15 protein-coding genes and 1 tRNA gene are annotated in these 25,199 nt (G+C 69.9%); 10 read left to right on the forward strand and 6 right to left on the reverse strand.

Annotation, left to right across the window (positions count from 1 at the left end; all coding sequences use genetic code 11):
- Positions 1-33: 33 nt before the first annotated feature.
- From VGN58_RS03715 to VGN58_RS03735, 5 genes are all read left to right on the forward strand, one after another.
- Positions 34-109, forward strand: a tRNA-Lys gene (locus VGN58_RS03715).
- 67 nt (positions 110-176) lie between these two features.
- A complete protein-coding gene (locus VGN58_RS03720) occupies positions 177-1,289 on the forward strand; it encodes a PLP-dependent cysteine synthase family protein (RefSeq protein ID WP_327481749.1) in 1,113 nt (370 codons plus the stop codon).
- A gap of 25 nt (positions 1,290-1,314) precedes the next feature.
- Positions 1,315-3,342: a M3 family metallopeptidase gene (locus VGN58_RS03725; protein ID WP_327481751.1), complete on the forward strand. Its 2,028-nt coding sequence runs from the start codon at positions 1,315-1,317 to the stop codon at positions 3,340-3,342.
- 119 nt (positions 3,343-3,461) lie between these two features.
- Positions 3,462-5,642 carry a beta-glucosidase BglX gene (gene bglX, locus VGN58_RS03730; RefSeq protein ID WP_327481753.1) on the forward strand — a complete coding sequence of 727 codons (2,181 nt, stop codon included), beginning with the start codon at positions 3,462-3,464 and terminating at the stop codon, positions 5,640-5,642.
- Between the two features lie 6 nt (positions 5,643-5,648).
- The gene (locus tag VGN58_RS03735) at positions 5,649-6,809 is read left to right on the forward strand and encodes an MFS transporter (RefSeq protein ID WP_327481755.1); all 1,161 of its coding nucleotides are present in this window, start codon (positions 5,649-5,651) and stop codon (positions 6,807-6,809) included.
- A gap of 5 nt (positions 6,810-6,814) precedes the next feature.
- Here the strand turns inward: VGN58_RS03735 and VGN58_RS03740 are convergent, their stop codons facing one another.
- From VGN58_RS03740 to VGN58_RS03750, 3 genes are all read right to left on the reverse strand, one after another.
- Positions 6,815-7,267: a hypothetical protein gene (locus VGN58_RS03740; RefSeq protein WP_327481757.1), complete on the reverse strand. Its 453-nt coding sequence runs from the start codon at positions 7,265-7,267 to the stop codon at positions 6,815-6,817.
- 103 nt (positions 7,268-7,370) lie between these two features.
- Positions 7,371-9,164 carry a DNA helicase RecQ gene (recQ, locus tag VGN58_RS03745; protein ID WP_327481759.1) on the reverse strand — a complete coding sequence of 598 codons (1,794 nt, stop codon included), beginning with the start codon at positions 9,162-9,164 and terminating at the stop codon, positions 7,371-7,373.
- A 1,085-nt stretch (positions 9,165-10,249) separates the two neighbouring features.
- Positions 10,250-10,807 carry a Dps family protein gene (locus tag VGN58_RS03750; protein WP_327481761.1) on the reverse strand — a complete coding sequence of 186 codons (558 nt, stop codon included), beginning with the start codon at positions 10,805-10,807 and terminating at the stop codon, positions 10,250-10,252.
- Between the two features lie 89 nt (positions 10,808-10,896).
- On the opposite strand from VGN58_RS03750, the gene hrpA reads away from it, so the two are divergent.
- Positions 10,897-15,009, forward strand: coding sequence for an ATP-dependent RNA helicase HrpA (gene hrpA / locus VGN58_RS03755; RefSeq protein ID WP_327481763.1), 4,113 nt, complete (start codon positions 10,897-10,899; stop codon positions 15,007-15,009).
- Between the two features lie 15 nt (positions 15,010-15,024).
- Here the strand turns inward: hrpA and VGN58_RS03760 are convergent, their stop codons facing one another.
- Both VGN58_RS03760 and VGN58_RS03765 read right to left on the reverse strand, forming a co-directional pair.
- Entirely contained in the window at positions 15,025-15,513 is a 489-nt protein-coding gene (locus VGN58_RS03760) for a hypothetical protein (RefSeq protein ID WP_327481765.1), read from the reverse strand.
- A 16-nt stretch (positions 15,514-15,529) separates the two neighbouring features.
- On the reverse strand, positions 15,530-16,036 hold the full coding sequence (locus tag VGN58_RS03765; RefSeq protein ID WP_414710735.1) for a hypothetical protein: 507 nt from the start codon (positions 16,034-16,036) through the stop codon (positions 15,530-15,532).
- Between the two features lie 71 nt (positions 16,037-16,107).
- Here VGN58_RS03765 and VGN58_RS03770 point away from each other — a divergent pair, with 71 nt between their 5' ends.
- Both VGN58_RS03770 and VGN58_RS03775 read left to right on the forward strand, forming a co-directional pair.
- On the forward strand, positions 16,108-18,264 hold the full coding sequence (locus VGN58_RS03770; RefSeq protein ID WP_327481769.1) for a bifunctional (p)ppGpp synthetase/guanosine-3',5'-bis(diphosphate) 3'-pyrophosphohydrolase: 2,157 nt from the start codon (positions 16,108-16,110) through the stop codon (positions 18,262-18,264).
- A gap of 221 nt (positions 18,265-18,485) precedes the next feature.
- Positions 18,486-19,874: a hypothetical protein gene (locus VGN58_RS03775; RefSeq protein ID WP_327482070.1), complete on the forward strand. Its 1,389-nt coding sequence runs from the start codon at positions 18,486-18,488 to the stop codon at positions 19,872-19,874.
- A gap of 91 nt (positions 19,875-19,965) precedes the next feature.
- Here VGN58_RS03775 and VGN58_RS03780 read toward each other — a convergent pair whose 3' ends face one another.
- On the reverse strand, positions 19,966-22,077 hold the full coding sequence (locus VGN58_RS03780; protein WP_327481771.1) for a glycosyltransferase: 2,112 nt from the start codon (positions 22,075-22,077) through the stop codon (positions 19,966-19,968).
- A gap of 96 nt (positions 22,078-22,173) precedes the next feature.
- On the opposite strand from VGN58_RS03780, the gene mrcB reads away from it, so the two are divergent.
- Positions 22,174-24,585: a penicillin-binding protein 1B gene (gene mrcB / locus VGN58_RS03785; protein ID WP_327481773.1), complete on the forward strand. Its 2,412-nt coding sequence runs from the start codon at positions 22,174-22,176 to the stop codon at positions 24,583-24,585.
- Positions 24,582-25,169: a hypothetical protein gene (locus VGN58_RS03790; protein ID WP_327481775.1), complete on the forward strand. Its 588-nt coding sequence runs from the start codon at positions 24,582-24,584 to the stop codon at positions 25,167-25,169. Before mrcB ends, VGN58_RS03790 begins: the two co-directional genes overlap by 4 nt.
- Positions 25,170-25,199: the final 30 nt, after the last annotated feature.

Raw genomic sequence — 25,199 nt, forward strand, 5'->3', positions numbered from 1 at the left:
GCACACCCCGGCGCAAGGCCGGGATGCGTTTCCGGGCCGTTAGCTCAGTCGGTAGAGCAGAAGACTTTTAATCTTTTGGTCGAAGGTTCGAATCCTTCACGGCCCACCACGCACATCCCGACGACGCGCCATCACTGCGCCGCGTTCGCGTCGGCGCCCGGCAGGGAATCCCACGAGTGACCACGGCAGCGCGTGACTGGACGGCGCAGGCGATCCAGCGCATCGAAGCGGACTTCAACCGGTCCGCCGACACCCACCTGATCCCGCTGCCGCTGCCCGGCTTTCCCGGCATCGATGTCTACCTCAAGGACGAATCCAGCCATCCGACCGGCAGCCTGAAGCACCGGCTGGCGCGCTCGCTGTTCCTGTACTCGCTGGCCAATGGCTGGCTGCGCGAGGGCGCGCCGGTCATCGAGGCGTCCAGCGGTTCGACGGCCGTATCCGAGGCGTACTTCGCGCGCCTGCTCGGTCTGCCCTTCATCGCCGTGATGCCGTCGTCCACCTCGCCCGACAAGATCGCGGCCATCCAGTTCCAGGGTGGGCGTTGCCACCTGGTCGAGCAGGCGGCGGAGATCAACGAAGTCTCGCGGCGGCTGGCGCAGGAAAGCGGCGGCCACTTCATGGACCAGTTCACCTATGCCGAGCGCGCCACCGACTGGCGGGCGAACAACAACATCGCCGAATCGATCTTCAAGCAGATGGAGGCCGAACCGCATCCCGTGCCGGCGTGGATCGTCTGCAGCCCCGGCACCGGCGGGACCAGCGCCACGCTGGGGCGCTACGTGCGCTATCGCCGCCATCCGACGCGGGTGCTGTGCGCCGATCCGGAGCACTCGGTGTTCTTCGACCAGTATCGCGGCGCCTGCGACGGCTGCGACGACACCACGCTGACCTGCGCACGCGGCTCGGGCATCGAAGGCATCGGCCGGCCGCACTGCGAGCCCAGTTTCATCCCCGCCTGCATCGACGCGATGGTGAAGGTGCCGGATGCGCTGAGCCTGGCGGCCATGCGTCACGTCAGTGCGGTACTGGGGCGACGCGTGGGCGGATCCACCGGCACCAACTTCGTCGGCATCCTGGCGGCGGCCTCGCGCATGCGCGAGGCCGGCGAATCCGGTTCCATCGTCAGCATCCTGTGCGACAGCGGTGAACGCTACGCACACAGCTACTACAACCGGGACTGGTATCTGCAGCGCGGCATCCCCATCGTGGAAAGCGACGACGCCATCGCCACGGCGGTGGCCGGGCGCGGCCTCCCGCCGCTGACCCAGGCCGACTGGCCGAACTGAACCCCTTTCCGAACGAGGCACGCCCATGACCAATCCGCTGCTCGACTTCTCCGGACTGCCGCATTTCGATGCCATCCGCCCCGAGCACATCGCGCCCGCCATCGACCGGTTGCTCGCCGAGGCCGAGGCGGCCGTGAAGACGGCGGAAACCGTGGCGCCGGTGACGTGGGAGACCTTCGTCGTGCCGCTGGACGACGCCACCGAGCGCCTGGCGCGCGCCTGGAACCAGGTGGTCCATCTGGAAGCGGTGACCAACACGCCTGCATTGCGCAGCGCCTACAACGCCCAGTTGCCCAAGGTGACGCGCTTCTGGAGCGCGCTGGGCCAGAATCTGGCGCTGTACAGACAGTACCGCGCATTGGCCGATGCGGCGGAAGCCGCGCAGTACGACGACGCACGCCGCAAGGTGCTGGACAACGCCCTGCGCGATTTCCGCCTCGGCGGTGCCGAGTTGCCCGACGGGCAGAAGGCGCGCTTCGCGGCCGTGAAGGAAGAACTGGCGAGCCTGTCGGCCAGGTTCTCGCAGAACGTGCTGGATGCCACCGACGAGTACGAGTTCTGGATCAAGGACAAGCAGCACCTCGGGGGCCTGCCGGCCGACGTGGTGTCGGCGGCGCGCGCGGCGGCCAAGGCCGACGACGAGCCGGGCTGGAAGTTCACACTGCAGATGCCGTGCTACCTGCCGGTGCAGGCGTATGCGGACGACCGCGCGCTGCGCGAGACGCTGTACCACGCCAATGCGGTGCGCGCGTCCGAACTCGCCGACAACGAGGCGCTCGACAACTCCGCGCTGATCGACCGCATCCTCGCCCTGCGTGCTGAACTCGCCGCATTGCTCGGCTTCGCCAGCTATGCCGACTACTCGCTGGCCACCAAGATGACCGATACGCCGGACGAGGTACTCGCGTTCCTGCGCGACCTCGCCGCGCGCGCCAAACCGCATGCGCAGCGCGACCGCGAGGAACTGGAAACCTTCGCCCGTGAGCAGCTCGGGCTGGAGACGCTGGAAGCGTGGGACCTGGCCTACGCCAGCGAGAAGCTGAAGCAGGCGCGCTACAGCTTCTCCGCGCAGGAGGTGAAGCAGTACTTCACCGAGGCGGCGGTGCTGGCCGGCCTGTTCGGCGTGATCGGCGACCTGTACGGCCTGCGCGTGGAACAGGACGAAGCGCCCACCTGGCATCCCGACGTCCGCTTCTATCGGCTGGTGGATGGCGACGGCGCACTGGTTGGGCAGTTCTATCTCGACCTGTATGCGCGCGAGGGCAAGCGCGGCGGTGCGTGGATGGATGACTGCCGCAACCGCCGCGATACCGCGCGCGGCACGCAGACCCCGCTGGTGTACCTGGTGTGCAACTTCGGCAAGGGCCAGGACGGCAAGCCGGCCACCTTCAGCCACAGCGACGTGACCACGCTGTTCCATGAAATGGGCCATGGCCTGCACCAGCTGCTGACCCAGGTCGGCGAACTGGGCGTGGCCGGCATCAACGGCGTGGAATGGGATGCGGTGGAGCTGCCCAGCCAGTTCATGGAGAACTTCTGCTGGGAATGGGAACGCGTGCGGGCGATGACCGCGCACGTGGAGACCGGCGAGCCGCTGCCGCGGGAACTGTTCGATCGCATGGTGGCGGCGAAGAACTACCAGAGCGGCATGGCGACCGTGCGCCAGCTCGAGTTCGGGCTGTTCGACATGCTGCTGCACAGCGGCTTCGACGCGGCGCAGGACGGCGTGCTGGCGCTGCTGGACCGCGTACGCGCCGAGGTGGCCGTCAACATCCCGCCCGCGTTCAACCGCTTCCCGCACCAGTTCAGCCACATCTTCGCCGGCGGTTACGGGGCCGGGTACTACAGCTACAAATGGGCCGAAGTGCTCAGCGCGGACGCCTATGCGGCCTTCGAGGAGGCCCCGGCGCAGGTGGCCGACACCGGCGCGCGTTTCCGGCACGAGGTGCTGGCCCGCGGCGGCAGCCGGTCGGCGGCGGAGAACTTCCGAGCGTTCCGTGGGCGTGCGCCCCGGATCGACGCGCTGCTGCGTCATTCCGGCATGGCCGGATGAGCCGCGTCCACGCGGCCGGCCTGCGGCCGGAAAGCCCGCCGCACAGGGTTTGACCCGACCTGTAAACGTTTTCATAATGTCGCTCCCGTGACACCTGCGTTCCTGGGAGGACCGCCTACATGCCGCATCAGCGAAGGATCGAAGGCCTGATCGCCGAGATGACGCTGGAGGAGAAGATCGGCCAGCTCGGTGCCTTCGCCGACGCACTGCGGCCGTTCGCCTTCGACGTGAATCCGGAGACCTTCGCCCGCGATGCCGAGCAGGTCCGCGAGCAGATCCGCGCCGGTCGCGTCGGTGCGCTGTTCAACGGCGTGGGCGCGGCGGAGGGTCGCGAGGCGCAGCGCATCGCGGTGGAGGAGAGCCGGCTCGGTATTCCGCTGCTGCTGGGCGCCGACGTCATCCACGGCATGCGCACCGTGTTCCCGATCCCGCTGGGCGAAGCCGCCAGCTTCGAGCCCGACCTGGCCGAGCGCACCGCGCGCGCCACCGCGAAGGAAGCCACCGCCGCCGGCATCCAATGGACGTTCGCGCCGATGGTCGATATCGCGCGCGACCAGCGCTGGGGCCGCGTCGCGGAGACTTCGGGCGAGGACGTGCACCTGTCGTGCGAGTTCGCCGCTGCCCGTGTGCGCGGCTTCCAGGGCGACGACCTGACCGCGCCGGATTCGCTGCTGACCACGCCCAAGCACTTCGCCGCCTACGGCGCGATCTCGGCGGGACTGGACTACAACTTCGTGGACATGGCGCCGCAGACGCTGCGCGACGTGCACCTGCCGCCGTTCAAGGCGGCCATCGGCGCTGGTGCGCTGACGCTGATGAGTTCGTTCAACGACATCAACGGCGTGCCGGCCTCGGCCAACCGCGAACTGCTGACCGACATCCTGCGCGGCGAGTGGAAGTTCGAGGGCTTCGTCGTCTCCGACTACACCTCCGACCTGGAGCTGATCGCGCACGGCTACGCCAGCGACGAAGCCGACGCGGCGCAGAAGGCGCTGTCGGCCGGCCTGGACATGAGCCTGCAGAGCGGCATCTACGCCGGCCATGTCGCCACGCTGGTCGAGGAGGGCCGGCTGACGATGGACGAGGTGGACGAAGCCGTGCGCCGCGTGCTGCACGTGAAGGCCGCGGTCGGCCTGTTCGACGATCCGTATCGCTGCCTCGACGCCGGACGCGAAGCCGATCAGTCGCACCTTCCGGCGCACGACGCGCTGGCGCGCGACTGCGCGCGCCGCTCGATCGTGCTGCTGAAGAACGACGGCGACCTGCTGCCGTTGAAGAAGGCCGGCCAGCGCATCGCGCTGATCGGTCCCTTCGCGCAGGACACCGCCAACCTCGGCGGCTGCTGGAACATCTTCGGCGACGCCTCCCGCATGGTGGATGTCGAAACCGGCGTGCGCGCCGCGCTGGACGACCCTTCCGCGCTGGTGGTCGTGCCGGGCAGCGGGATCGAGGAGGCCATCGACGGCGGTATAGACGCCGCCGTCGCAGCGGCACGCGATGCCGATGTGGTGCTGCTCGCGGTGGGCGAGCCGCACGAGTTCTCCGGCGAGGCGCAGTCGCGCACGCAGATCGTGCTGCCCGCCGCGCAGCAGGCGCTGGCCGAGGCGGTCGCCGCCACCGGTACGCCGATCGTCGTGGTGCTGCGCAATGGCCGCGCGCTGGCGCTGGAAGGCGCGGTGCGCGACGCGCAGGCGATCCTGGTGGGCTGGTTCCTGGGTACGCAGACCGGACCGGCCATCGCCGACGTCGTGTTCGGCGACTACAACCCGTCCGCGCGCCTGCCGGTGAGCTTCCCGCAGGACGCCGGCCAGCAGCCGTACTTCTACAACCATCCGGCCACCGGCCGTCCCAACGTGCCGGGCACGCCGCGCTTCTTCCAGACGCGCTGGCGCGAAGTCAGCCACGCCGCGCTGTATCCGTTCGGCCATGGCCTGTCGTACACCCGTTTCGACTACGGCGTGCCGCAGCTCGATACGCAGACGCTGGGCTGGGACGACACGCTGACCATCCGCACGCGCATCGCCAACGTCGGCACGCGGGCAGGCGAGGAGGTCGTGCAGCTGTACCTGCGCGACCGCACCGCCAGCCGTGTGCGTCCGGTGCGCGAGCTGAAGCGCTTCCGCAAGATCGCGCTGGCCGCCGGCGAGTCGCAGGAGGTCGAGTTCGCCCTGACGCGCGCCGATCTGGAATTCCACGGCGTGGACAATCGCCCGATCGCCGAGCCGGGCCTGTTCGATCTGTGGGTCGCGCCATCCAGTGCGGTCGGCGACGCGGTGACGTTCGAACTCCGGGCGCCCTGATACCGCATGACGGCTGTGCCTTCGGTCCCGTCCGATCCCGCCATGCCCGGCCGGCGCGAGGCGGTGGCCACCCGGATCGTCTTCTTCATCGCCGGTTGCGCCGTCTCGGCCTGGGCGCCGCTGATTCCGTTCGCCAAGCGCCGGCTGCTACTGGATGACGGGCAGCTGGGGCTGATGCTGCTGTGCCTGGGCGTGGGCTCGGTGCTGATGATGCCGCTGGCCGGTGGCCTGGCCGCGCGCTTCGGTTGCCGGCGCACGCTGCTGGTCGCCGGCGCGGCCCTGTGCGTGTGCATGCCGGCGCTGATGCTCGCGCCCGGCGTGCCTGCCATGGCACTGGTGCTGGCGGTGTTCGGCGCGAGCCTGGGCGTGCTGGACGTGGTGGTGAACGTGCAGGCCGTGATCGTCGAGCGCGCCAGCGGTCGGGCGATGATGTCCGGCTTCCACGGCATGTACAGCGTGGGCGGCATCGCCGGTGCCGGCGGCGTGGCGGCCGCGCTGGCGCTGGGCGCGTCGCCGCTGCTGGCGATCGGCACGACGGCGATCATCGCGTCGCTGCTGCTGGCTGTGTCGCGTGGTGGCCTGCTGACCTACGGTGGCGAGGCCGATCATCCGGCGTTCGTGCTGCCGCGTGGGCGCGTGCTGCTGATCGGCGCCGTGTGCTTCGCGATGTTCCTGTCCGAAGGCGCGGTGCTGGACTGGAGCGCGGTCTTCCTCAGCTCCGTGCGCAACGCCGATCCGGCCACGGCCGGTTTCGGTTACGTCGCCTTCGCGGTGACGATGACGCTCGGCCGCCTGACCGGCGACCGCATCGTGCAGGCGCTGGGGGCGTTCCGTGTGGTGCTGGGCGGTGCGTTGATCGCGGCGGCGGGCTTCGCGGTGGCGATCCTGGTGCCGTCACCGCTCGCGGGGCTGGCCGGCTTCGCGCTGGTCGGTGCCGGTGCGGCGAACGTGGTGCCGGTGATGTTCTCCGCCGCCGGCCGCCAGCACGCCATGCCCACGCACCTGGCGGTCGCGGCGGTCACCACGATGGGCTATGCGGGGATACTGCTGGGGCCGGCCGCGCTTGGCTTCATCGCCCGGCTTGCATCGCTGTCGGCCGCACTGGGGCTGCTGGTCGTGCTGCTGGTGGCGGTGGCGCTGGTCGCACGCCTCGCTACCCGCGACTGAGCGGGTTACTGGCGCGGTGCGCCGCGCATCATCGGGCCGGCGGGGTAGCCGCCATAGGGCCCGTAATACCCGCCGGGGCCGTCGTAACGGTCCACGTTGATGTTGAAGTTGAACGTACGCGGCTTGCCCTCGTCGTCGTACGTGGTCTTGCAGAGATTGAGGTTGGCCGAGTTGTAGGTACTGCGGCCATGGCCCTTGCTGTAGCCGATGCCGGTGGTGACGCTGCCGGACACGCCGTCGCCGTCGTCATCGCCGTAATACACGCAGGGATCGACCGGCGCGGGCGATGCAGTGTCCTTCACGCGCGCGGGCTGCCGGTCGCCGTACCAGGTGCCGGGCGGATCCTTCGCGTGGGTCGCGGATGCGGGCAGGCTGAGGTCCAGGGCTTCCGCCGTGGATTGCGCCAGCGCGGGCGCCGTGGACAGCAGGACCAGCAAGGCGGCGGACAGGGTCTTCATGGGGAGTCCCGGAGCGGCGGGCCACCGGCTGGCGGACCTCGCAGGCAACGTAACAGTCGTGGATTGAACGTCGGCTGATACGGATGCCTGCGGGCAGGGAACTTCATCCCGCCGCGCCCAGCGCTTCCAGCACGCGCTGGCCATAACGCTCCAGCTTGGCGCCGCCGATGCCGCCGACCCGCGCCAGGTCGTCCAGCGTGGCAGGCTGCTGCTCGGCGATGTTGCGCAGCGTGCTGTCGTGGAAGATGACGTAGGCGGGCACGTTCTGTTCGCGCGCCAGTCGCGCGCGCAGGTCGCGCAGCACCTGGAAACGCGGCAGGTCGGCGGGCTGCACCGGCACGCCGCTGCGCGCGCCGCGGTCGCGTTCCCGCCGCTCGCGCTGTTCCTTGCGCAACTGCAGGCGGCGCTCGCCCCGCAGCACGGCGCGACTGCCCTCGGTCAGTCGCAGGCTGCCGAATTCGGCCTCGACTTCCAGCAGCCCGCAAGCGACCAACTGGCGGAACACGCTGCGCCACGTCGTGGCGTCCAGGTCCCTGCCGATGCCGTAGGTGGTCAGGTGGTCGTGCCCGCACTGGCGGATGCGTTCGCTCTCGCTGCCGCGCAGCACGTCGATCACGTGGTTCACGCCGAAGCGCTGGCCGCTGCGGTACACGCAGCTCAGGGCCTTCTGCGCGGCTTCCGTCGCATCCCAGGTCTCGGCCGGGCTCAGGCAGTTGTCGCAGTTGCCGCAGTCGTGCGGGTAGGTCTCGCCGAAGCCCGCCAGCAACACCTGCCGGCGGCATTGCGTGGACTCGCAGTAGCCCAGCAGCTGGTCCAGCTTGCGGCGTTCCAGGCGCTTGCGCTCCTCGCCGGCCTCGCCCTGTTCGATCATCTGCTTGAGCAGCACCACGTCGCCCAGGCCGTAGCACAGCCAGGCTTCGGCGGCCTCGCCGTCGCGGCCGGCGCGGCCGGTCTCCTGGTAATACCCTTCCATCGACTTGGGCAGGTCCATGTGCGCGACGAAGCGCACGTCGGGCTTGTCGATGCCCATGCCGAAGGCGATGGTCGCGACCATGACGATGCCGTCCTCGCGCAGGAAGCGGCGCTGGTTGTGCGCACGCACGCCGGCGTCGAGGCCGGCGTGGTAGGGCAGGGCGTTGAAGCCCTGCTCGGCCAGGTAATCGGCGAACTGTTCCACCCGCTTGCGCGACAGGCAGTAGACGATGCCGGCCTCGCCGCGGCGATTGCGCAGGAAATCGCGCAACTGGTGGCGCGCGTTGTCCTTCTGCACCACGGTGTAGCGGATGTTGGGCCGGTCGAACGAGCTGACGAACTTCTCGGCCTCGACCAGGTTCAGCCGCTCGGCGATCTCGCGCTGGGTCGGCGGGTCGGCGGTCGCGGTCAGCGCGATGCGCGGCACGTCCGGCCAGCGTTCGTGCAGCAGGGCCAGTTCCAGGTATTCGCGACGGAAGTCGTGGCCCCACGCGGAGACGCAGTGCGCTTCGTCGATGGCGAACAGGGCGATCCGGCTGCGGTCCAGCAGCGACAGGAAACGCCCGGTCAGCAGCCGCTCCGGGGCGACGTACAGCAGGTCCAACTCGCCGCGCAGCAGGGCCTGTTCGACCTGCTGGGCCTCATCCGCCGCGAGCGAGGAATTCAGGAACGCCGCACGCACGCCCAGCTGGCGCAGGGCATCCACCTGGTCCTGCATCAGCGCGATCAGCGGCGAGACCACGATGCCGGTGCCCTCGCGCAGCAGCGCGGGCACCTGGTAGCACAGGGACTTGCCGGCGCCGGTCGGCATGAGCACCAGGGCATCGTGGCCGGCGGCGAGGTGTTCGACGATGGCCTGCTGGTGACCGCGGAAGGCGTTGTAACCGAAGACGCGCTGGAGGGTTTCGAGTGCGGGGGACGACATGGGGACAAGGATAACGCGGTGAAGGGTGTCGGCCCGCTTCGAGTGCGCGGTGGGCGATCGGAAATCGGTGTGGAGTGGGGTAGGAGTTCATCCTGATACGAGCAGGCCGCCTCAAGCCCCTCTCCCTGTGGGAGAGGGGTCGGGGTGAGGGGTAACGGAGTCCGCTTCTTCGCTCTCCATGGGGTGCCACAACATCCGCGATGGCTTTGGGGTCCCTGGCCTTGCGGGATTGGTCCTCTTCTCTGACATATGCTGCCGCTCGCCGCGGAGGCCTTACTTTTCTTTGCTTGTGCAAAGAAAAGTAAGCAAAAGAAAGCACACCCCGGCGGTCCGCCCGCCGCAAGCGGCGGGTGCGCAGTCCCGGCGGGAATTTTCGTGCAGGGCATCCTGCCCTGTACGAAAACGGCGCACATCCTTGTGCGCCGCCCTGCGGGTTGTACCCGCCGGGACTGCCGGACCTCAGTGGGCCCAAGAGCAAAAGCAGAAGCGTCCGAGCGCCGCGTTTGTCTTTGCTTGCTTCAGGGTCCCCATGAGGCACGGTGAGTGGGCCGGGTAAAACCCGAAGGGCGCCGCCCCGGATGGGCGGCGTTTTCGTATGACACATGGATGTGCCTTACGAAAATCCCGGACCACTCGCGGACCCGGAGCGCGCAGCGCGGAGGGCGTGCCGCCTGGGGTGTGTTTCTTTGATTCTTTCTTTGCACAAGCAAAGAAAGAATGCCGCCGCGGCGAGCGGCACTACCTTCAATGAGAAAAAAGCGCCTCCCGTCAGGCCATCAAAAACAGAGCCCGTCGCGGATCTGGTGGCCGCGACCGCAGGGCGAAAGCACGGACTTCGTTGGCCGTCACCCTAACCCCTCTCTCCCACGGGGACTTCCTTCGGTCGCCGCAGGGAGAGGGGCTTCAGGGGCCCGAGCGGCCAGCGAAACGTCATGGCGGATGTGGTGTCGACTACGGGCGGATCGAAGACATGGACTCCGTTGGCCCTCACCCCAACCCCTCTCCCGCGGGGAGAGGGGCTCAGAGGGCCGACAGCAAAACGCCCGGACCAGCCGGGCGTTTCGAGGGAACCGCAAGCGTCGCGATTACTGCAGCAGCGAGCGCAGCATCCACGCGTACTTCTCGTGCGTCTGCAGACGCTGGGTCAGCAGGTCCTCGGTCGGGGCATCGTCGGCGTCGTCGGCGATGTCCAGCACTTTGCGGGCCGTGCGGCAGACCGCCTCGTTGCCCACCACCAGCTGGCGCACCATCTCGCGCCAGTCGGCGCTGTCGGTCAGCCCCGGCTCCTCGGGGATCGAGGTCAGGCTGACGAACTCGCGGTACGAACCCGGCGCATTGAAGCCCAGCGCGCGGATGCGCTCGGCGATCTCGTCCAGCGCCGTCCACTGCTCGGTGTACTGGGTCTCGAACATCGTGTGCAGCGAGTTGAACATCGCGCCGGTGATGTTCCAGTGGAAGTTGTGGGTCTTCAGGTAGAGCGTGTAGCTGTCGGCCAGGAAGCGCGACAGGCCGTCGGCGATCTTCTTGCGTTCGCCGCTGCTGATCCCGATATCGATGTTCGGTGCCGAGGGCGCCGCCGCGAGCGGAGCCGCTACGGAGGGGGCCTTGGTCTTCTTGGCGGGCTTGGACTTGGTCTTGGCCATGCGGAATCTCCTGAGGGTGGGTTGAGGCGGCACAATAGACACACTAGAACATGTGGCGTGAGCGAAAAGTTTCAACCGTTTGCCGAAGAATGACGACCTCCCGTGACCTTTCCCCCGCCGGACCCGACCGCACCGCCCTGGAGCAGGGCCGGCGCGCGCTCGACCGTGCGCTGAGCCGCGACCGCGGCCGCCTGCACGGACTGTGGTCACGCTGGCAGGGCAAGCCGGCCGACGACGGGGTGCGGCAGGCGTTCGAACAGGCATTGGACGCGTCGATCGCCGGCCGCGAGCGCCGCCTGTCGACGGTGCCGGCGGTGACACTCGACGAATCCCTGCCGATCGCCCGGGAAGGCGCACGCATCGTCGAACTGATCCGCAACCACCAGGTCGTCGTCATCGCCGGCGAGACCGGCTCGGGCAAGACCACCCAGTTGCCCAAGCTGTGCCTGGCCGCCGGCCGCGGCGTGGCCGGCATGATCGGCTGCACGCAGCCGCGCCGCATCGCCGCGCGCGCGGTGGCGCGCCGCGTGGCCGAGGAACTGAACACCGAACTCGGCCGCAGCGTCGGTTTCCAGGTGCGTTTCAACGACCAGGTCGGCGACGACACCCACATCAAGTTCATGACCGACGGCATCCTGCTGGCGGAAATCGCGCGCGACCGCTGGCTGTCGGCCTACGACACCATCATCGTCGACGAGGCGCACGAGCGCAGCCTCAACATCGACTTCCTGCTCGGCTACCTGAAGCAGCTGTTGCGCAAGCGCCGCGACCTCAAGGTCATCGTCACCTCGGCCACCATCGATACCGGGCGTTTCTCGACGCATTTCGACGACGCGCCGGTGATCAGCGTGGAGGGGCGCACCTATCCGGTGGAGGTGCGCTACCGGCCGCTGGAGGGCGAGGGCGAACAGGAAGGCGACCGCACCGTCAACGATGCCATCGTCGGCGCCATCGACGAGATCACCCGGCTGGACGCACGCGGCGACGTGCTGGTCTTCCTGCCCGGCGAACGCGAGATCCGCGACGCGCACCAGTCGCTGGAGCGCCGCAAGTACCGGAACACCGAGGTGCTGCCGCTGTATGCGCGGCTCTCCAACCAAGACCAGGACCGCGTGTTCAATCCGGGTCCTGGCCGCAGGATCGTGCTGGCCACCAACGTGGCCGAGACCTCGTTGACGGTGCCGCGCATCCGCTACGTGGTCGATCCCGGGTTCGCGCGCGTCAAGCGCTACAGCCCGCGCAACAAGCTGGACCGCCTGCATATCGAGCCCATCTCGCAGGCCAGCGCCAACCAGCGCAAGGGCCGCTGTGGACGCATCGCCGAGGGCATCTGCTACCGGCTGTATGCAGAAGCCGATTTCCAGGCGCGCGCGGAATTCACCGATCCCGAGATCCGTCGCTCCAGCCTGGCCGGGGTGATCCTGCGCATGCTGCAGCTGGGCCTGGGCCGGATCGAGGACTTTCCGTTCCTGGAAGCACCGGACGAACGCGCCGTGGCCGATGGCTGGCAGCAGCTGGCCGAACTCGGTGCGATCGACGGCGAGCGCCGCATGACCGCCGTCGGCAGGCAGATGGCCCGCCTGCCGGTGGACGTGAAGCTGGCGCGCATGCTGGTGGCGGCGCAGGCCGCCGGCTGCCTACGGCCGATGCTGGTGATCGCTTCCTTCCTCGGCATCCAGGATCCGCGCGAGCGTCCCGCCGATGCGCGCGGTGCCGCCGATGCCGCGCATGCGCAGTTCGCCGATGGCCGCTCCGAGTTCGTCGGCGTGCTGCGGCTGTGGGACGCCTACCGCCAGGCGCATGAGGACCTGACCCAGTCCAAGCTGCGCGACTGGTGCGGCCGTCATTTCCTCGGCTTCCTGCGCATGCGCGAATGGCGCGAGCTGCATCGCCAGCTGCGCCTGCTGTGCGAGGAACTGGGCTGGAAGGAAGAGGCCATCGAGGCATCGCTGGCGCCGCTGCTCGCCGGCAGCAGTGCGCCCCCCGCCGCACGCGATGACAGCGCCGCGGCGGTGAAGGCCACGCGCGGCCAGCAGCATCGTGCCGCGCGCCTGGCGCGCGAAGGCAAGGCCGAGCCTGCACCCGCACCCGTGGCCGCGCGCGCGCAGGCGGAAAAGGTGTCTGCCAGCGGCGGTTTCAGCGAGCGGGCGCGCGCCGGCGCTTACCAGACCTTGCATCGCGCGCTGGTGGCCGGCCTGCCCACGCAGATCGGCCATCGCACCGACAAGGGCGATTTCCAGGCGCCACGGCAGCGCCGCTTCCTGCCGTTCCCCGGTTCGCCGCTGTCCAAGCGGCCGCCGCCGTGGCTGCTGGCGGCCAACCTGCTGGATACGCAGAAGGTGTGGGGCATGACGCTGGCGTCGATCGAACCGGACTGGGTGATCGCCGAACTGCCGCACCTGCTGCTGCGCAAGCACTTCGATCCCCACTGGTCGCGCGCGCAGGGCCAGGTGCTGGCGTCGGAGCAGATCAGCCTGTTCGGGCTGGTGCTGGCACCGAAGAAGCCGGTGCACTACGGCCGCATCGCGCCCGGCGAAGCGCACGATCTGTTCGTGCGCCAGGGCCTGGTGACCGGCGAGATCAATACGCGCGCATCCTTCGTCGCCGACAACCTGAAGACGCTGGAGCAGGCGCGCGAAGAAGAAGCAAAGCTGCGACGCGCCGGCCTGGTCGCCGACGAGGACTGGCAGGCACGCTGGTACCTGGACCGCATCCCGTCCGAGATTCATTCGGCCGCCGGTCTGGACGCGTGGTGGAAGGCCTTGCCGGCCGACAAGCGCCGCGCGCTGCACTGGTCGCTGGCGGACCTGCTGCCGGGCGAAGGCAGCGAAGAAGACCGCTACCCCAAGTATTTCGCACTGGGCGATGCGCGCCTGCCGCTGCACTACCGTTTCGAGCCCGGCGCTGCCGACGATGGCGTGACGCTGGACGTGCCGCTGCACCTGCTCAACGCGCTCGATCCGGCGCGGCTGTCGTGGCTGGCGCCGGGCTTCGTCGCCGACAAGGCGGCCGGCTTGATCCGCAGCCTGCCCAAGGCGATGCGCCGCAACTACGTGCCGGCACCGGATTTCGGACGCGCGTTCTTCGAGGCCTTCGCGAAACCGACGGCCGACGACCTCCGTGGCGAACTGGCGCGCTTCCTGTCGCGCGCGACCGGCGTGGCAGTCACCGCACTCGACTTCGACGAAGCGGCGCTGGAGCCGCACCTGCGCATGAACCTGCGCCTGCGCGAAGACCCGCGCGGTGGCGGCGACGGCCGCGTGCTGGCGGAGTCGCGCGACCTCGACGCGTTGCGCGCGCGCTTCGGCGCCAAGGCGGGGCAGGCCTTCGCCGCGCGTGCCGGACGCGAGATGGCAGCGACGGGGCTGCGCGACTTTCCCGCGCAGCCGATTCCGCGCGAGGTGCCGGGCGAAGCCGGCGTGCCCGCGTACCCGGCGCTGCGCGACGACGGCGAGACGGTGGCGCTGCAGGTGTTCGCCGACCGCGCGGAAGCGGCTGCCGCGCATCCGGGCGGCGTCCGCCGGCTGCTGGAGATCGCGCTGGCCGACAAGGTGAAGCAGGCGCGCAAGCAGTTGCCGGTATCGCCGAAGACCGGTCTGCTGTATGCCGCCATCGAGTCGCAGGAGCGGCTGCGTGGCGACATCGTGGAGGCAGCGATGAATGCAGTGCTGGCCGACGGCCTGGACGCCGTCCGCGATCGCGCCGCGTTCGAGCACCGCCGCGACGATGCCGGCAAGCGGCTGTTCGGCGAGGCGATGGAGCGGCTGAAACTGGCCGAGGCGATCCTGTCCGCGGTCGCGGACCTGAAGCCGCAACTGGAGGCGCCGTTGATGGGCTGGGCGCGCGGCAACCTCGACGACCTGAAGGCGCAGCTGGCGTCCCTCGTGCATCCGGGCTTCCTGCGCCACACGCCCGCCGAGGCGCTGGCGCAGCTGCCGCGCTACCTGAAGGCGATGACCCTGCGCGCCGAGCGCGCCAAGCGCGACCCCGCGAAGGACCAGGCGCGCATGCTGGAGCTCAAGCCGTTCGCCGATGCGCTGGCGCAGGCCGACGAGCAAGGCGTCGCGCAGGCGCCGGACTGGCAGGCGCTGCGCTGGGAACTGGAAGAACTGCGGGTCTCGGTGTTCGCGCAGGAGCTGGGCGCGAAGAGCGGCGTCTCGCCGAAGAAACTCGCGCAGCGCCTTCAGGCACTGCGCGGGTGAAGTACGGCGCGCGCGTCAGTCGGCGCGCTGCACCTTCGGCCTGGGGTTGTGGCCGTCGACCTGCAGGTACCAGCCGCTGATCTTGCCTGGCGATACCACCACCCTGGCATTGCCCAGGGGCTTGCTGGCGTAGTACTCGCCATCGATGACGCGCCAGCGCTGGCCGTTCTCCAGCACGAAGACGGTGCCGCGCGACCAGCCGCGCAGGTTGCCGGTGAGCGTGCTGGTGACGGGCTCGAGTCCGTCGCCGCCGAACAGCGTGCCGGTGACGCGCGGACCGTCGTTCCCGCGCTCCTTGCGGACCTCCTCGGCGACCGCCTTGCGGTCCTCGTCGAGCAGGCGGTTCAGCAGGCGCAGCTGCTCGGTGGTCAACTGGTCCAGGCCGGTGGCCTTCATCTGTTCGGGCGTGAGGCGCTGTTCCAGCGGGACATGGTCGCGTGCCGCGAAGGCGGACGGGCAGATGGCCAGCAGCAGTCCGAAAGCGAGCAGTCGTGGTGTCGTCATGGGCGTGTCCTCCTCGTCACTCGATCCGGCGCACGGAGGCGGCGGAGTTGTAGCCGTCGATCCGGAAGTACCAGTTGTTGCCGACGCGCGAGGGAGTGATCTTCACGCCCGGCTTCTGCCGCACCACGCCCGACAGTGTCGCGTTGTCCACCTGTTCCCAGACCTGTCCGTTCTCCAGCGTGTAGCGCCGGCCCTTGGCGAAGCCACGGAACTCGCCCGCGAGCACGGTGACGATCGGCTCGGCGCTGCCGAAATCGAAGAAGCCGCGCGTGGACTGCTGCACCTCGCGTCGTCCGGCCTCCTTGGCCTCGGTCACGGCCTGCGCGGTCTCCTGTTCGATCCGGCGTCCCAGCCACGCATCCAGGGCCGCCAGTTCGGCGGGTGTCAGCTTGTCCAGGCCGGCGGCCTTGAACTCGCTGTCGCTCATCGCCTCGCGCAACGGTTGGTCCGCGCGGTCCTGGGCGAAGGCGCACGTGGCGGCGACCGACAAGGCGAGGGACAGAAACCAGCGGCTCATCTTCATGGTTGTTCCTTCAGTCGACTGGCCGGTAGTGTAGTCATTCCGGCGACGCTTGGTCGCGCCTTCGCACGGCCATGATTTCCCCCGTCCACGACATCGCCACGCTGCTGCAACGGCCCGCCCAGCAGGCGCTGCCGGCAGGGCTGCGCCGCACGCTCGCCGAGGCGGCGTCCGTGGCGGGCTCGGGGGAGGGCATGCCCGATGCCGTCGGCGTCCTGGCCGATACTCTCGACACGCTGAGCGCCCTCGGCGCCGATGCCGAGGTGATCCTCGCGGCCACGTTGCACGGGCTGCCGGCGTTGCAGCCGGCGCTGGTCGCGGCGGCCGGCAAATCGATGCCCGGTCTGGCCGACCTGCTGGAGGGCCAGGTCGCCGCGGCCCAGGTCTGGGCGCTGCATGCGGAACAGTCGCGCGGCCTGAACACCGAGGGACTGCGCCGGCTGCTGCTGGCGATCGTGCGCGACCTGCGCGTGGTGACGATCCTGCTGGCCCGCCAGCTCGCCCGCATGCGCGCGGCCGCCGCGCTGCCGGACGAGCAGCGCCTGACGCTGGCACGGCTCACGCGCGACATCCATGCACCGCTGGCGAATCGCCTGGGCATCTGGCAGCTGAAGTGGGAGCTGGAAGACCTGGCGTTCCGCTATCTGCAGCCGCAGGTCTACAAGCAGATCGCCACGCAGCTGGACGAGAAGCGCCTTGGCCGCGAGCGCTACATCGGGGCTGTTCTCGATGCCCTGCGCACGGCGCTGGCCGACCACGGCATCGCGGCGGACGTCAGCGGGCGGCCGAAGCACATCTACAGCATCTGGCGGAAGATGCAGCGCAAGCAGGTCGGGTTCGACGAGCTGTACGACCTGCGCGCGGTGCGCATCGCCGTGGACGATGTCGCCGCCTGCTACGCCGCGCTGGGTGTCGTGCATGCCCTGTGGGTCCCGATCCCCAGCGAGTTCGACGACTACATCGCGCGGCCGAAGGCCAACGACTACCGTTCGCTGCACACCGCCGTGGTCGGCCCGGAGGGCCGCACGCTGGAAGTGCAGATCCGCACGCACGAAATGCACGCGCAGGCCGAGCTGGGCGTGGCCGCGCACTGGAAATACAAGGAAGGCAAGGCGGGCGGCGATGCCTTCGACCGCAAGATCGCCTGGATGCGCCGGTTGCTGGAAGGTGCGGCCGACGGCGCCGGCGGCGACGGTACCCTGGCGGGCGAACTCGATGCCGAACTGGTCGAGGACCGCGTCTACGCACTGACGCCGAAGGGCGAAGTGGTCGACCTGCCGCAGGGCGGCACGGTGCTCGATTTCGCCTACCACGTGCACACGATGGTGGGCCACCGCACGCGCGGCGCGAAGGTCAACGGCCGCATCGTGCCGTTGAACCATGTGCTGCGCAGCGGCGACCGCGTCGAGATCCTCACGTCGAAGGAACCGGAGCCGCGCCGCGACTGGCTGCTGCAGGCCAACGGCTTCCTCGCCAGCGGGCGTTCGCGCGACAAGGTGCGCGCGTGGTTCCACAAGCTGGACCGCGCACGCAACCTGCAGGCCGGACGCGACCTGCTGGAAAAGGAGCTGAAGCGGCTGGGGCTGCACCACGCCGACCTGACCGGCGTGGCCAGGAAGTTCCATGCCGACAGCATCGAGGAGCTCTACATCCAGGTGGCGCTGGGCGACGTGGGCCCGCACCAGGTCGGGCGTGCGCTTCACGAAGAGCAGCGTGCCGCCGCCGAGCCGGATGCGGTGTCGCTGCCGGTGCTGCGGCCGCCGCGCAGGGTCGCCAAGCCCGGCAAGTCCAAGTTCACCGTGCAGGGTGTGGGCAACCTGCTGGTGCAACTCGCCCGCTGCTGCCAGCCGGTGCCGGGCGAACCGATCGCCGGCTACCTGACGCGCGTGCGCGGCGTCACCGTGCATCGCACCGACTGCGCGGCGTTCGCGCGGCTGGCCGCCACCAGTCCCCAGCGCGTGCTGCCGGTGGAATGGGGCCAGGCCGGCGGCGGCTACGAAGTCGACGTGCAGGTCACCGCGCTCGACCGCAAGTGGTTGCTCAAGGACATCATCACGCTGATCGCGCAGGAAGAGGCCAACGTGCTGGACATCAACAGCCAGGGCAATCGCGCGAGCGGCCGCGTCCACCTGCGTCTGCGCCTGAAGGTCGCCGATTTCGGCCAGCTGTCGACGCTGCTCGGCAAGCTCGACGCGCTGCCGGGGGTCGAGGACGCACGACGTTCAGGCTGAGTGGGTATGCTGCGGGCGTGACCCGCGAAGACCACCCCGGGGCCGGACCGGACCGACGCATCGAGCCGCGCATCGACTGGACGCGTGCCGTCCAGGCGGATGCCGCCTCGCGCCGTGTTGCGGTTCCGGCATGGCGCGACAGGCGCCATGGGCGCTGGGCAGCGGTCGGTATCGTCGTTTTCCTCCTGCTGATCGTCGTCCTGCGCCAGCCGCTGGCGGACATGCTGTGGCCGCAGACCCGCGTGCAGGTACTGCTCGAACAGGCCGACCAGGCCCTGCGCGACGGGCGGCTGGATGCCGCGGACGGCACCGGTGCGCGCCAGCTGTACGAGGCGGCGCAGGCCCTGGACACCGACCGCACCGAGGCGACCGCGGGACTGCGTCGCGTGGCGCAGGCGGCGCTTGTCGCGGCGGAGGACGCGCTGCGGCAGGACCGGTTCGACGACGCACGCGAGCGACTGGCGCTGGCGCGCGAACTGCAGGTTCCCCGGCCGCAGGCGGATGCGCTGGCGGCCCGGCTGCGCGCGCGCGAGGCCGAACACGCCGGGATCGACGGTTTGCTGGCAGCGGCTGCGCGCGCGCAGGCCGATCGACGGCTGTGGGGCGATGATGCCGCCGCCTTGCCGCTGTACCGACGCGTGCTTGCGCTGCAGCCCACCCGCATCGAAGCGCTCGAAGGCAGGGAAGATGCGTTGTCGGACCTGTTGCAGGAGGCCGAAAGGCAACTCTCGCGTGGCGCACTGGGCGAGGCGGCCGCGCGGGTCGCCGCCGCCCGCAGCTTCGATCCCGGTCATGTCGATCTGCCCAGGGTCGAGGCGGCCCTGGCGGCGGCGGTGGATGCGCGTCGCCGCACTGCCGCCCGCGACATGGCGCGGGGCCGGCTGTCGTCGGCGCGCTCCGCCTACGAGGCGATCCTGTCGGCGATGCCCGAGGACCGTGCGGCGCGGCAGGGCTTGGAGCAGGTCGGCGTTGCCTACGCGCGGCAAGCGGAACGTCATGCGGGCGACTTCCGCTTCGTGGAGGCGCAGCAGGAGCTCGAACTCGCGCGCGCGTTGGCGCCGCAATCCCCGGTCGTCGCGCAGGCGGCTCACGCGCTGGCCCGTGCGCGCGACGTGCGGCAGCGACAGGAACTAGCGCAGTCGATCCCTGCGCGCGAGCGTCAACGGCGCGTCACCGCCCTGCTTGCGCGCATGGCCCAGGCCGAAGCGCAGGGCCACTGGCTCACGCCGCCTGGCGAGAGCGCGTACGACACCCTGCGCGCGGCGCAGGCGCTGGCGCCGGAGAGTGTCGACGTGAAGCAGGCAGCCACGCGCCTGCTGCCCGCGGTCCGCCGCTGTTACGAGGATGAACTGCGCGCCAACCGCATCCGCCGTGCGCAGGCGTGCCAGCAGGCATGGCAGACCCTGGAGCCGCGGGACCCGGCGTTGCCGGACGCGCGCCGGCGACTGGCGGAAAAATGGATCGCGGTGGGCACCGAGCGGCTGGGCGCGGGTGATGTGGCGTTCGCGGCCCAGTCACTGCAGGAGGCGCGAAGGCTGGATGGTGCCGTGCCGGGTCTGGAAGACTTCGCGACCCGTGTGCGCGTCGCCCAGGCGGGCACCGTGCCTTAGGGATCCTCTGAACAACACGGCATTGGCCGTCATTCCCGCGACTCCGGGAACCCGGTGCCTTTGCCTGGCAATGCGTCGGGGACGACGGCCGTTATCCAGACCGTCCCCGACGCCGGAAGACGCGTTGCACCGTGTCGCGCGCCGCTTCCATGGAGAAATGGTGCGCGATGTTCTCGCGGCCATGGTCGGAGAGCCTCTGCCACAGTGCCGCATCGTTATACAGACGCAACACGGCTTCGGCGAAGGCGTCGGCCTCATCGGCGACCAGCACGTCGTGGCCGTCGGTCAGATGCATGCCTTCGACCGCGCAGGAAGTGGCCACGACGGGCTGGCCGTGCGCCATGCTCAGATTGATCTTGCCCTTGACGCCCGCGCCGAAGCGCAGCGGCGCGATCGCGACGCGCGCGCCATCCATGTAGGGGCCGACATCCGCCACGTGTCCATGCACCACGATGCCCGGTTGCGACTGCAGCGCCAGCACCTCGGCAGGCGGACTCATTCCGATGCAGTGGAATCGGATCTGCGGCTGCCGCGCATGGATCGCCGGGAAGACATGGCGACCGAACCATCGAACGGCATCGACATTCGGCGGGTGGCGGAAACCGCCGACGAAGACCAGATCGTGCCGCTGCTCGAACGGAAGGCCGGTGGCTGCGATCTCGTGGAGGTTCGCCACCACCTCCACATGGACCTCGGGCAGCAGCGTCGACAGCATGCCGCGCTCCACCGGGCTCACCACCAGCGTGGTATCGGCCTGCCGCATCAGGGCGAACTCGCGGTCGCGCGTGCGCTCGGCGGCGCGACGGAGATGCGCATCGTCCGCCAGTTCGGCGCCGCGCAGTTCCCGCAGGAAATGCAGGTCGACCGTGTCGAATACCACCCGCGCCTGTGGCGCGAAGCGACGGACCAGCGGCAGGAACTCGGCCGCGACGTAGTGACGGGACAGCATCACCACGTCGAAGCGGGGCCCATGTTCGCGAAGCCACGCCGCCGGACGCGTCGCGAACGGTGCATGCCACGCTTCGATGCCATGACGGCGCAGGCGCCCGGTGCCGGCGTCCACGTAACGGAGGTCTGCAGGCAGGAAGACCACGTGCGCATCGTCTTCCACCAGCAGTCGCATTAGGTTGACCAGGCGCAGGGACGCGGAGTCATGGTCGGGGCGCGGTGTCTCCGCATCGATGACCAGGACCTGGCGTCGTGGGCGCGCCACCGAACCGGCCGTCGGCATGTTGCCCGCAGGGGGCTGGCGGACGAGGGCATCCTTCCACTTCGCCGCGAACACCTCGCGGTTGCGGACCTGGTAGGCCTTGGTCCCGCTGCCGGTGTCGGTGCCGGAGGTGATACCCTCCAGATGCACGACGCGCGACGCGGGTTGGTAGAGCACGCGCAGGCCGTGCGCGCGCACGGCGAAGGCGAGGTCGGTGTCCTCGTAGTAGGCCGGCGCGTAGCGCGTGTCGAAGCCGCCCAGGTCGCGGAACACCGGCGCGGGAATCGCGATCGCCGCGCCCGAGCAATAGTCCGTGTCGCGCATGCTGGCGTAGCGCGGATCGTCGGGCGAGTCGAAGCGGCCGTAGTTCCAGGCCGACCCGTCGTCGAACACCACGCCGCCGGCTTCCTGCAGGCGGCCGTCGGGATACACCAGTTGCGCGCCGGTCAGGCCGACGCCCGCCTGCGTATCGAAGGTCGCCAGCAAGGCATCGAGCCAGCCCGGCTGCGGCACGGTGTCGTTGTTGAGGAAGACCAGGTAGTCGCCCCTCGCCAGCGCCGCGCCGTCGTTGCACGCCGCGATGAAACCGCCATTCGCGGAACGCCGGTGGTAGCGCAGGCCGGCGACCTGTGGCATCCACTCGCCGGTTTCGTCGCTGGACCCGTCGTCGATCACAAGGATCTCGCAGGTTGCGACCGGCGGATGTTCGGCGAGCGCGCGCAGACACGCGAGCGTATGGGCCGCCTGGTTGTAGACCGGGATCACGATGCTGGCGCGCGGCGTGTCGCTGACCGGCACCGCAAACGGCGCGAAGGCACTCGCGGGCGGGAAGTACAGCGGTACCGCGGAAGGAGGTGCGGACCGCGCGAACTGCCGCCGCACCCGCGCCCACGTCGGTCCAACACCACGCATACGCAGGCTGGCCACGCCTCGACGGATCAGGCCGCGCGCGCGTTCCAGCATGAAGCGCACGTCGGCCCACGACATCGACATTCCGTTTGCAACTCCAGCTGAGCGAAGGGGGAGCGGGCCGGGCGCACCCTCGGCGGCTGCGCTAGACTCGCCCGAATTCCCATTGTCGCATTCCCTGTGGCCCGCAACGACTACGACGACGAAGCACTGGACGACGACATCGACGACGGCGACGACGACGGTCCCGGCTGGCGGCAGCGCCTGCTGACCTGGGGTCTGGCCGTGGTGGGCCTGGGCCTGGGATTCCTCATTCCCTACACGATGTACCTGAACCACCAGGTCACCGAGCGCTTCGGCGAACTGCGTTGGCAGATTCCCACCCGCGTCTACGCACGACCGCTGCAGCTCGCGCCGGGGCTGGCGATGGATGCGCAGACGCTGAAGACCGAACTCGATGCCGCGTCCTACCGCGACGATGGCGTCGGCGAGCGGCCGGGCACCTATGCGCGCGACGGCGGTCGCTTCACCATCTCCAGCCGCGGCTACATCGATGTGGACGGGCGGGTGGCCCCGCGTCGCGTGCAGGTCAGCCTGTCCGGCGGCCGTGTCGCCTCGGTGCGCGACCTCGCGCGCAAGCAGAACCTGAGGGCGGCGCGGCTGGATCCGGCGCGCATCGCCACGCTGTACGGGCAGAAGCAGGAAGAGCGCCGGCTGGTGAGGCTGGAGGAGGTTCCGGAACTGCTGGTCACCGGGCTGCAGGCGGTCGAGGACCGCGACTTCAAGGACCATCACGGCATCGACCTGTCGGGCATGGTGCGCGCGGCGTGGCTGCTGGTGCGCTCGGGCGGCGACACGCGCCAGGGTGCCAGCACCCTGACCCAGCAGCTCGCACGCAGCGGCCTGCTCGGCATCGGCAAGGAACAGACGCCGACGCGCAAGTTCAACGAGATCCTGTATGCGCTGATCCTGGAGGCGCGCTACGACAAGCGCACGATCCTGGAGGCGTACTTCAACCAGGTGGACCTGGGCCAGCGCGGCAGCCAGGCGATCCACGGCGTCGCGGCCGGCGCCGAGTTCTGGTTCGGGCGCGACCTGGACAGCCTGACCACCGAGCAGGTCGCCCTGCTGATCGGGCTGGTCAAGGGGCCATCCTGGTACAACCCGCGGCGCAATCCCGAGCGTGCCAAGCAGCGGCGCGACTACGTACTGTCGAAGTTGCACGAGACCGGCCTCATCGACGACGCCGAATACAAGCGTGCGCAGGCCGCGCCCCTCGGCGTCACCCAGACCCCCGGCATGGCCGCGGCCAACCGCTTTCCCGCCTACGTGGACCTCGTGCGCCGCCAGCTGGCCCGCGATTACCCCGAAAGCGCGCTGCAGGGCGCCGGCCTGAGCGTGCTCACCGGCATGTCGCCGTCGGCGCAGGCCTACGCGGAAGCGTCGGTGACGCGCACGATCAAGGCGCTGGAGAACAAGCGCCGGCCGCCGCTGCAGGCCGGCATGGTGGTGACCGACGTGCACGACGGCGACGTGCTGGCCGTTGTCGGCAGCCGCAACGTGTCCGAAGTCGGCTTCAACCGCGCGGTCGAGGCGCAGCGGCCGGTCGGTTCGCTGCTCAAGCCGTTCGTCTACCTGCTGGCGCTGGCGCAGCCGGACCAGTACTCGCTGGCGACGTGGGTCGACGATTCGCCGGTGACCGTGCAACTGGGCAAGAACCGGCGCTGGACGCCATTGAACTCGGACCGTCGCAGTCACGGCACCGTGCGGCTGGTCGATGCGCTGGCGCGTTCGTACAACCAGGCCACCGTGCGCGTGGGCATGAAGGTCGAACCGGACCGCCTGGCGCAGCTGATCCGCGTGCTGGCCGGAATCCAGGCCGAACCGAATCCGGCGTTGATCCTCGGGGCGACCGACCAGAGCCCGTACGCGATGGCGCAGCTGTACCAGTTCCTCGCCTCGGGCGGCGAGATCCAGCCGCTGCACGCGGTGCGCGGCGTGCTCGATCCCGACGGCAAGCTGCTCAAGCGTTACGACAAGACCCCGGCGCCGGCGCAGGAGGGCGATTCGATCGCCGCCAACCTCATCACCGTGGCCCTGCAGCAGGTGGTGTCGAACGGCACCGGACGCCAGCTGATCGGCGACGGCCTGGGCCGGCTGCAATCGGCCGGCAAGACCGGCACCAGCAACGACGGCCGCGACAGCTGGTATGCCGGCTATACCGGCGATCACCTGGCCGTGGTGTGGATGGGCAACGACCAGAACGAGCAGACCGGCCTGTACGGCGGCACCGGCGCGATGCGCGTGTGGTCGGGTCTGTTCGCCCGCCTGCCGAGCGCGCCGCTGAAGGTGTCGGGCAAGGGCCTGGACTGGCAGTGGGTGGTCGGCTCCAACACCACCGATGCCGGCTGTCCGGAGGCGCGCCAGCTGCCGTTCGTGGCCGGCTTCGCCCCGCCGTATGCCGCCTGCGTGATCGAGCAGCCACCCATCGAAGGCGAGGAACAGGAAGGCGGCGGCTGGCGCAGCTGGTTCGGCCTGGACCGCAAGGAAGAACCCGCCCCGCCGCCGGAACCCGCCCCGCAACAGCGATGAACACCAAGCACGTTTTCCCCGTTTTCCTGGTCCTGCTCGGCGGCTGCGTGTCCGCGCCGGCGCCCGATGCGCCGGTCGCGCGCGATCCGCTGACACCGGAACAGCGTGTCGCCGCCATCCAGGTCGCCGCCGGCGCCGACGACCGCGAGCTGGCCGTGCAACCGCTGCGCGACCCGCAGGTCGAGGATCTGCGCGAGACCGCGCAGCGGGCGCGCGCGTCACGCAATGTCGCGGTCGCTGCGGAGGCGCTGAACCAGGCGCTGCTGCTGGTGCCGGACGATCCGGCCGTGCTGCAGGAGCGGGCCGAAGTCGCGTTGCTGCAGGGCGACTACGCCCGTGCCGACACGCTGGCGCAGCGCGCGTTCCAGCTGGGTTCGCAGGTGGGGCCGCTGTGCCGCCAGCACTGGGAAACCGTGCGCCAGGTGCGTCAGCACGAACTCGCCGTGCAACCACCGCTGCCCGCGCGTCACTCACCGGAGGACGCCGCGCAGCACGCGGCGCGGGCAGCGACGGCGCAGGCCGCCATCGCCGAGGCCGAACGCCGGCGCGATGCCTGCACCGTGCCGATCATCGAGCGCATGTGAGACGCATGCCGCGTCCGTCGCGACGCGGTA

Origin of the sequence: Pseudoxanthomonas sp. (genome assembly GCF_035999195.1) — a bacterium.
Taxonomy (GTDB): domain Bacteria; phylum Pseudomonadota; class Gammaproteobacteria; order Xanthomonadales; family Xanthomonadaceae; genus Pseudoxanthomonas_A.

What these genes read in the sequence shown, in the direction of transcription:
- VGN58_RS03740 (WP_327481757.1), bottom strand. Translation starts at nt 7,267, where the DNA reads ATGAAGACCCTGTCCGCCGCCTTGCTGGTCCTGCTGTCCACGGCGCCC.
- VGN58_RS03735 (WP_327481755.1), top strand. Translation starts at nt 5,649, where the DNA reads ATGACGGCTGTGCCTTCGGTCCCGTCCGATCCCGCCATGCCCGGCCGG.
- VGN58_RS03780 (WP_327481771.1), bottom strand. Translation starts at nt 22,077, where the DNA reads ATGTCGATGTCGTGGGCCGACGTGCGCTTCATGCTGGAACGCGCGCGC.
- VGN58_RS03790 (WP_327481775.1), top strand. Translation starts at nt 24,582, where the DNA reads ATGAACACCAAGCACGTTTTCCCCGTTTTCCTGGTCCTGCTCGGCGGC.
- recQ (WP_327481759.1), bottom strand. Translation starts at nt 9,164, where the DNA reads ATGTCGTCCCCCGCACTCGAAACCCTCCAGCGCGTCTTCGGTTACAAC.
- hrpA (WP_327481763.1), top strand. Translation starts at nt 10,897, where the DNA reads ATGACGACCTCCCGTGACCTTTCCCCCGCCGGACCCGACCGCACCGCC.
- VGN58_RS03775 (WP_327482070.1), top strand. Translation starts at nt 18,486, where the DNA reads ATGCTGTGGCCGCAGACCCGCGTGCAGGTACTGCTCGAACAGGCCGAC.
- VGN58_RS03760 (WP_327481765.1), bottom strand. Translation starts at nt 15,513, where the DNA reads ATGACGACACCACGACTGCTCGCTTTCGGACTGCTGCTGGCCATCTGC.
- VGN58_RS03770 (WP_327481769.1), top strand. Translation starts at nt 16,108, where the DNA reads ATGATTTCCCCCGTCCACGACATCGCCACGCTGCTGCAACGGCCCGCC.
- VGN58_RS03750 (WP_327481761.1), bottom strand. Translation starts at nt 10,807, where the DNA reads ATGGCCAAGACCAAGTCCAAGCCCGCCAAGAAGACCAAGGCCCCCTCC.
- VGN58_RS03765 (WP_414710735.1), bottom strand. Translation starts at nt 16,036, where the DNA reads ATGAAGATGAGCCGCTGGTTTCTGTCCCTCGCCTTGTCGGTCGCCGCC.
- VGN58_RS03725 (WP_327481751.1), top strand. Translation starts at nt 1,315, where the DNA reads ATGACCAATCCGCTGCTCGACTTCTCCGGACTGCCGCATTTCGATGCC.
- bglX (WP_327481753.1), top strand. Translation starts at nt 3,462, where the DNA reads ATGCCGCATCAGCGAAGGATCGAAGGCCTGATCGCCGAGATGACGCTG.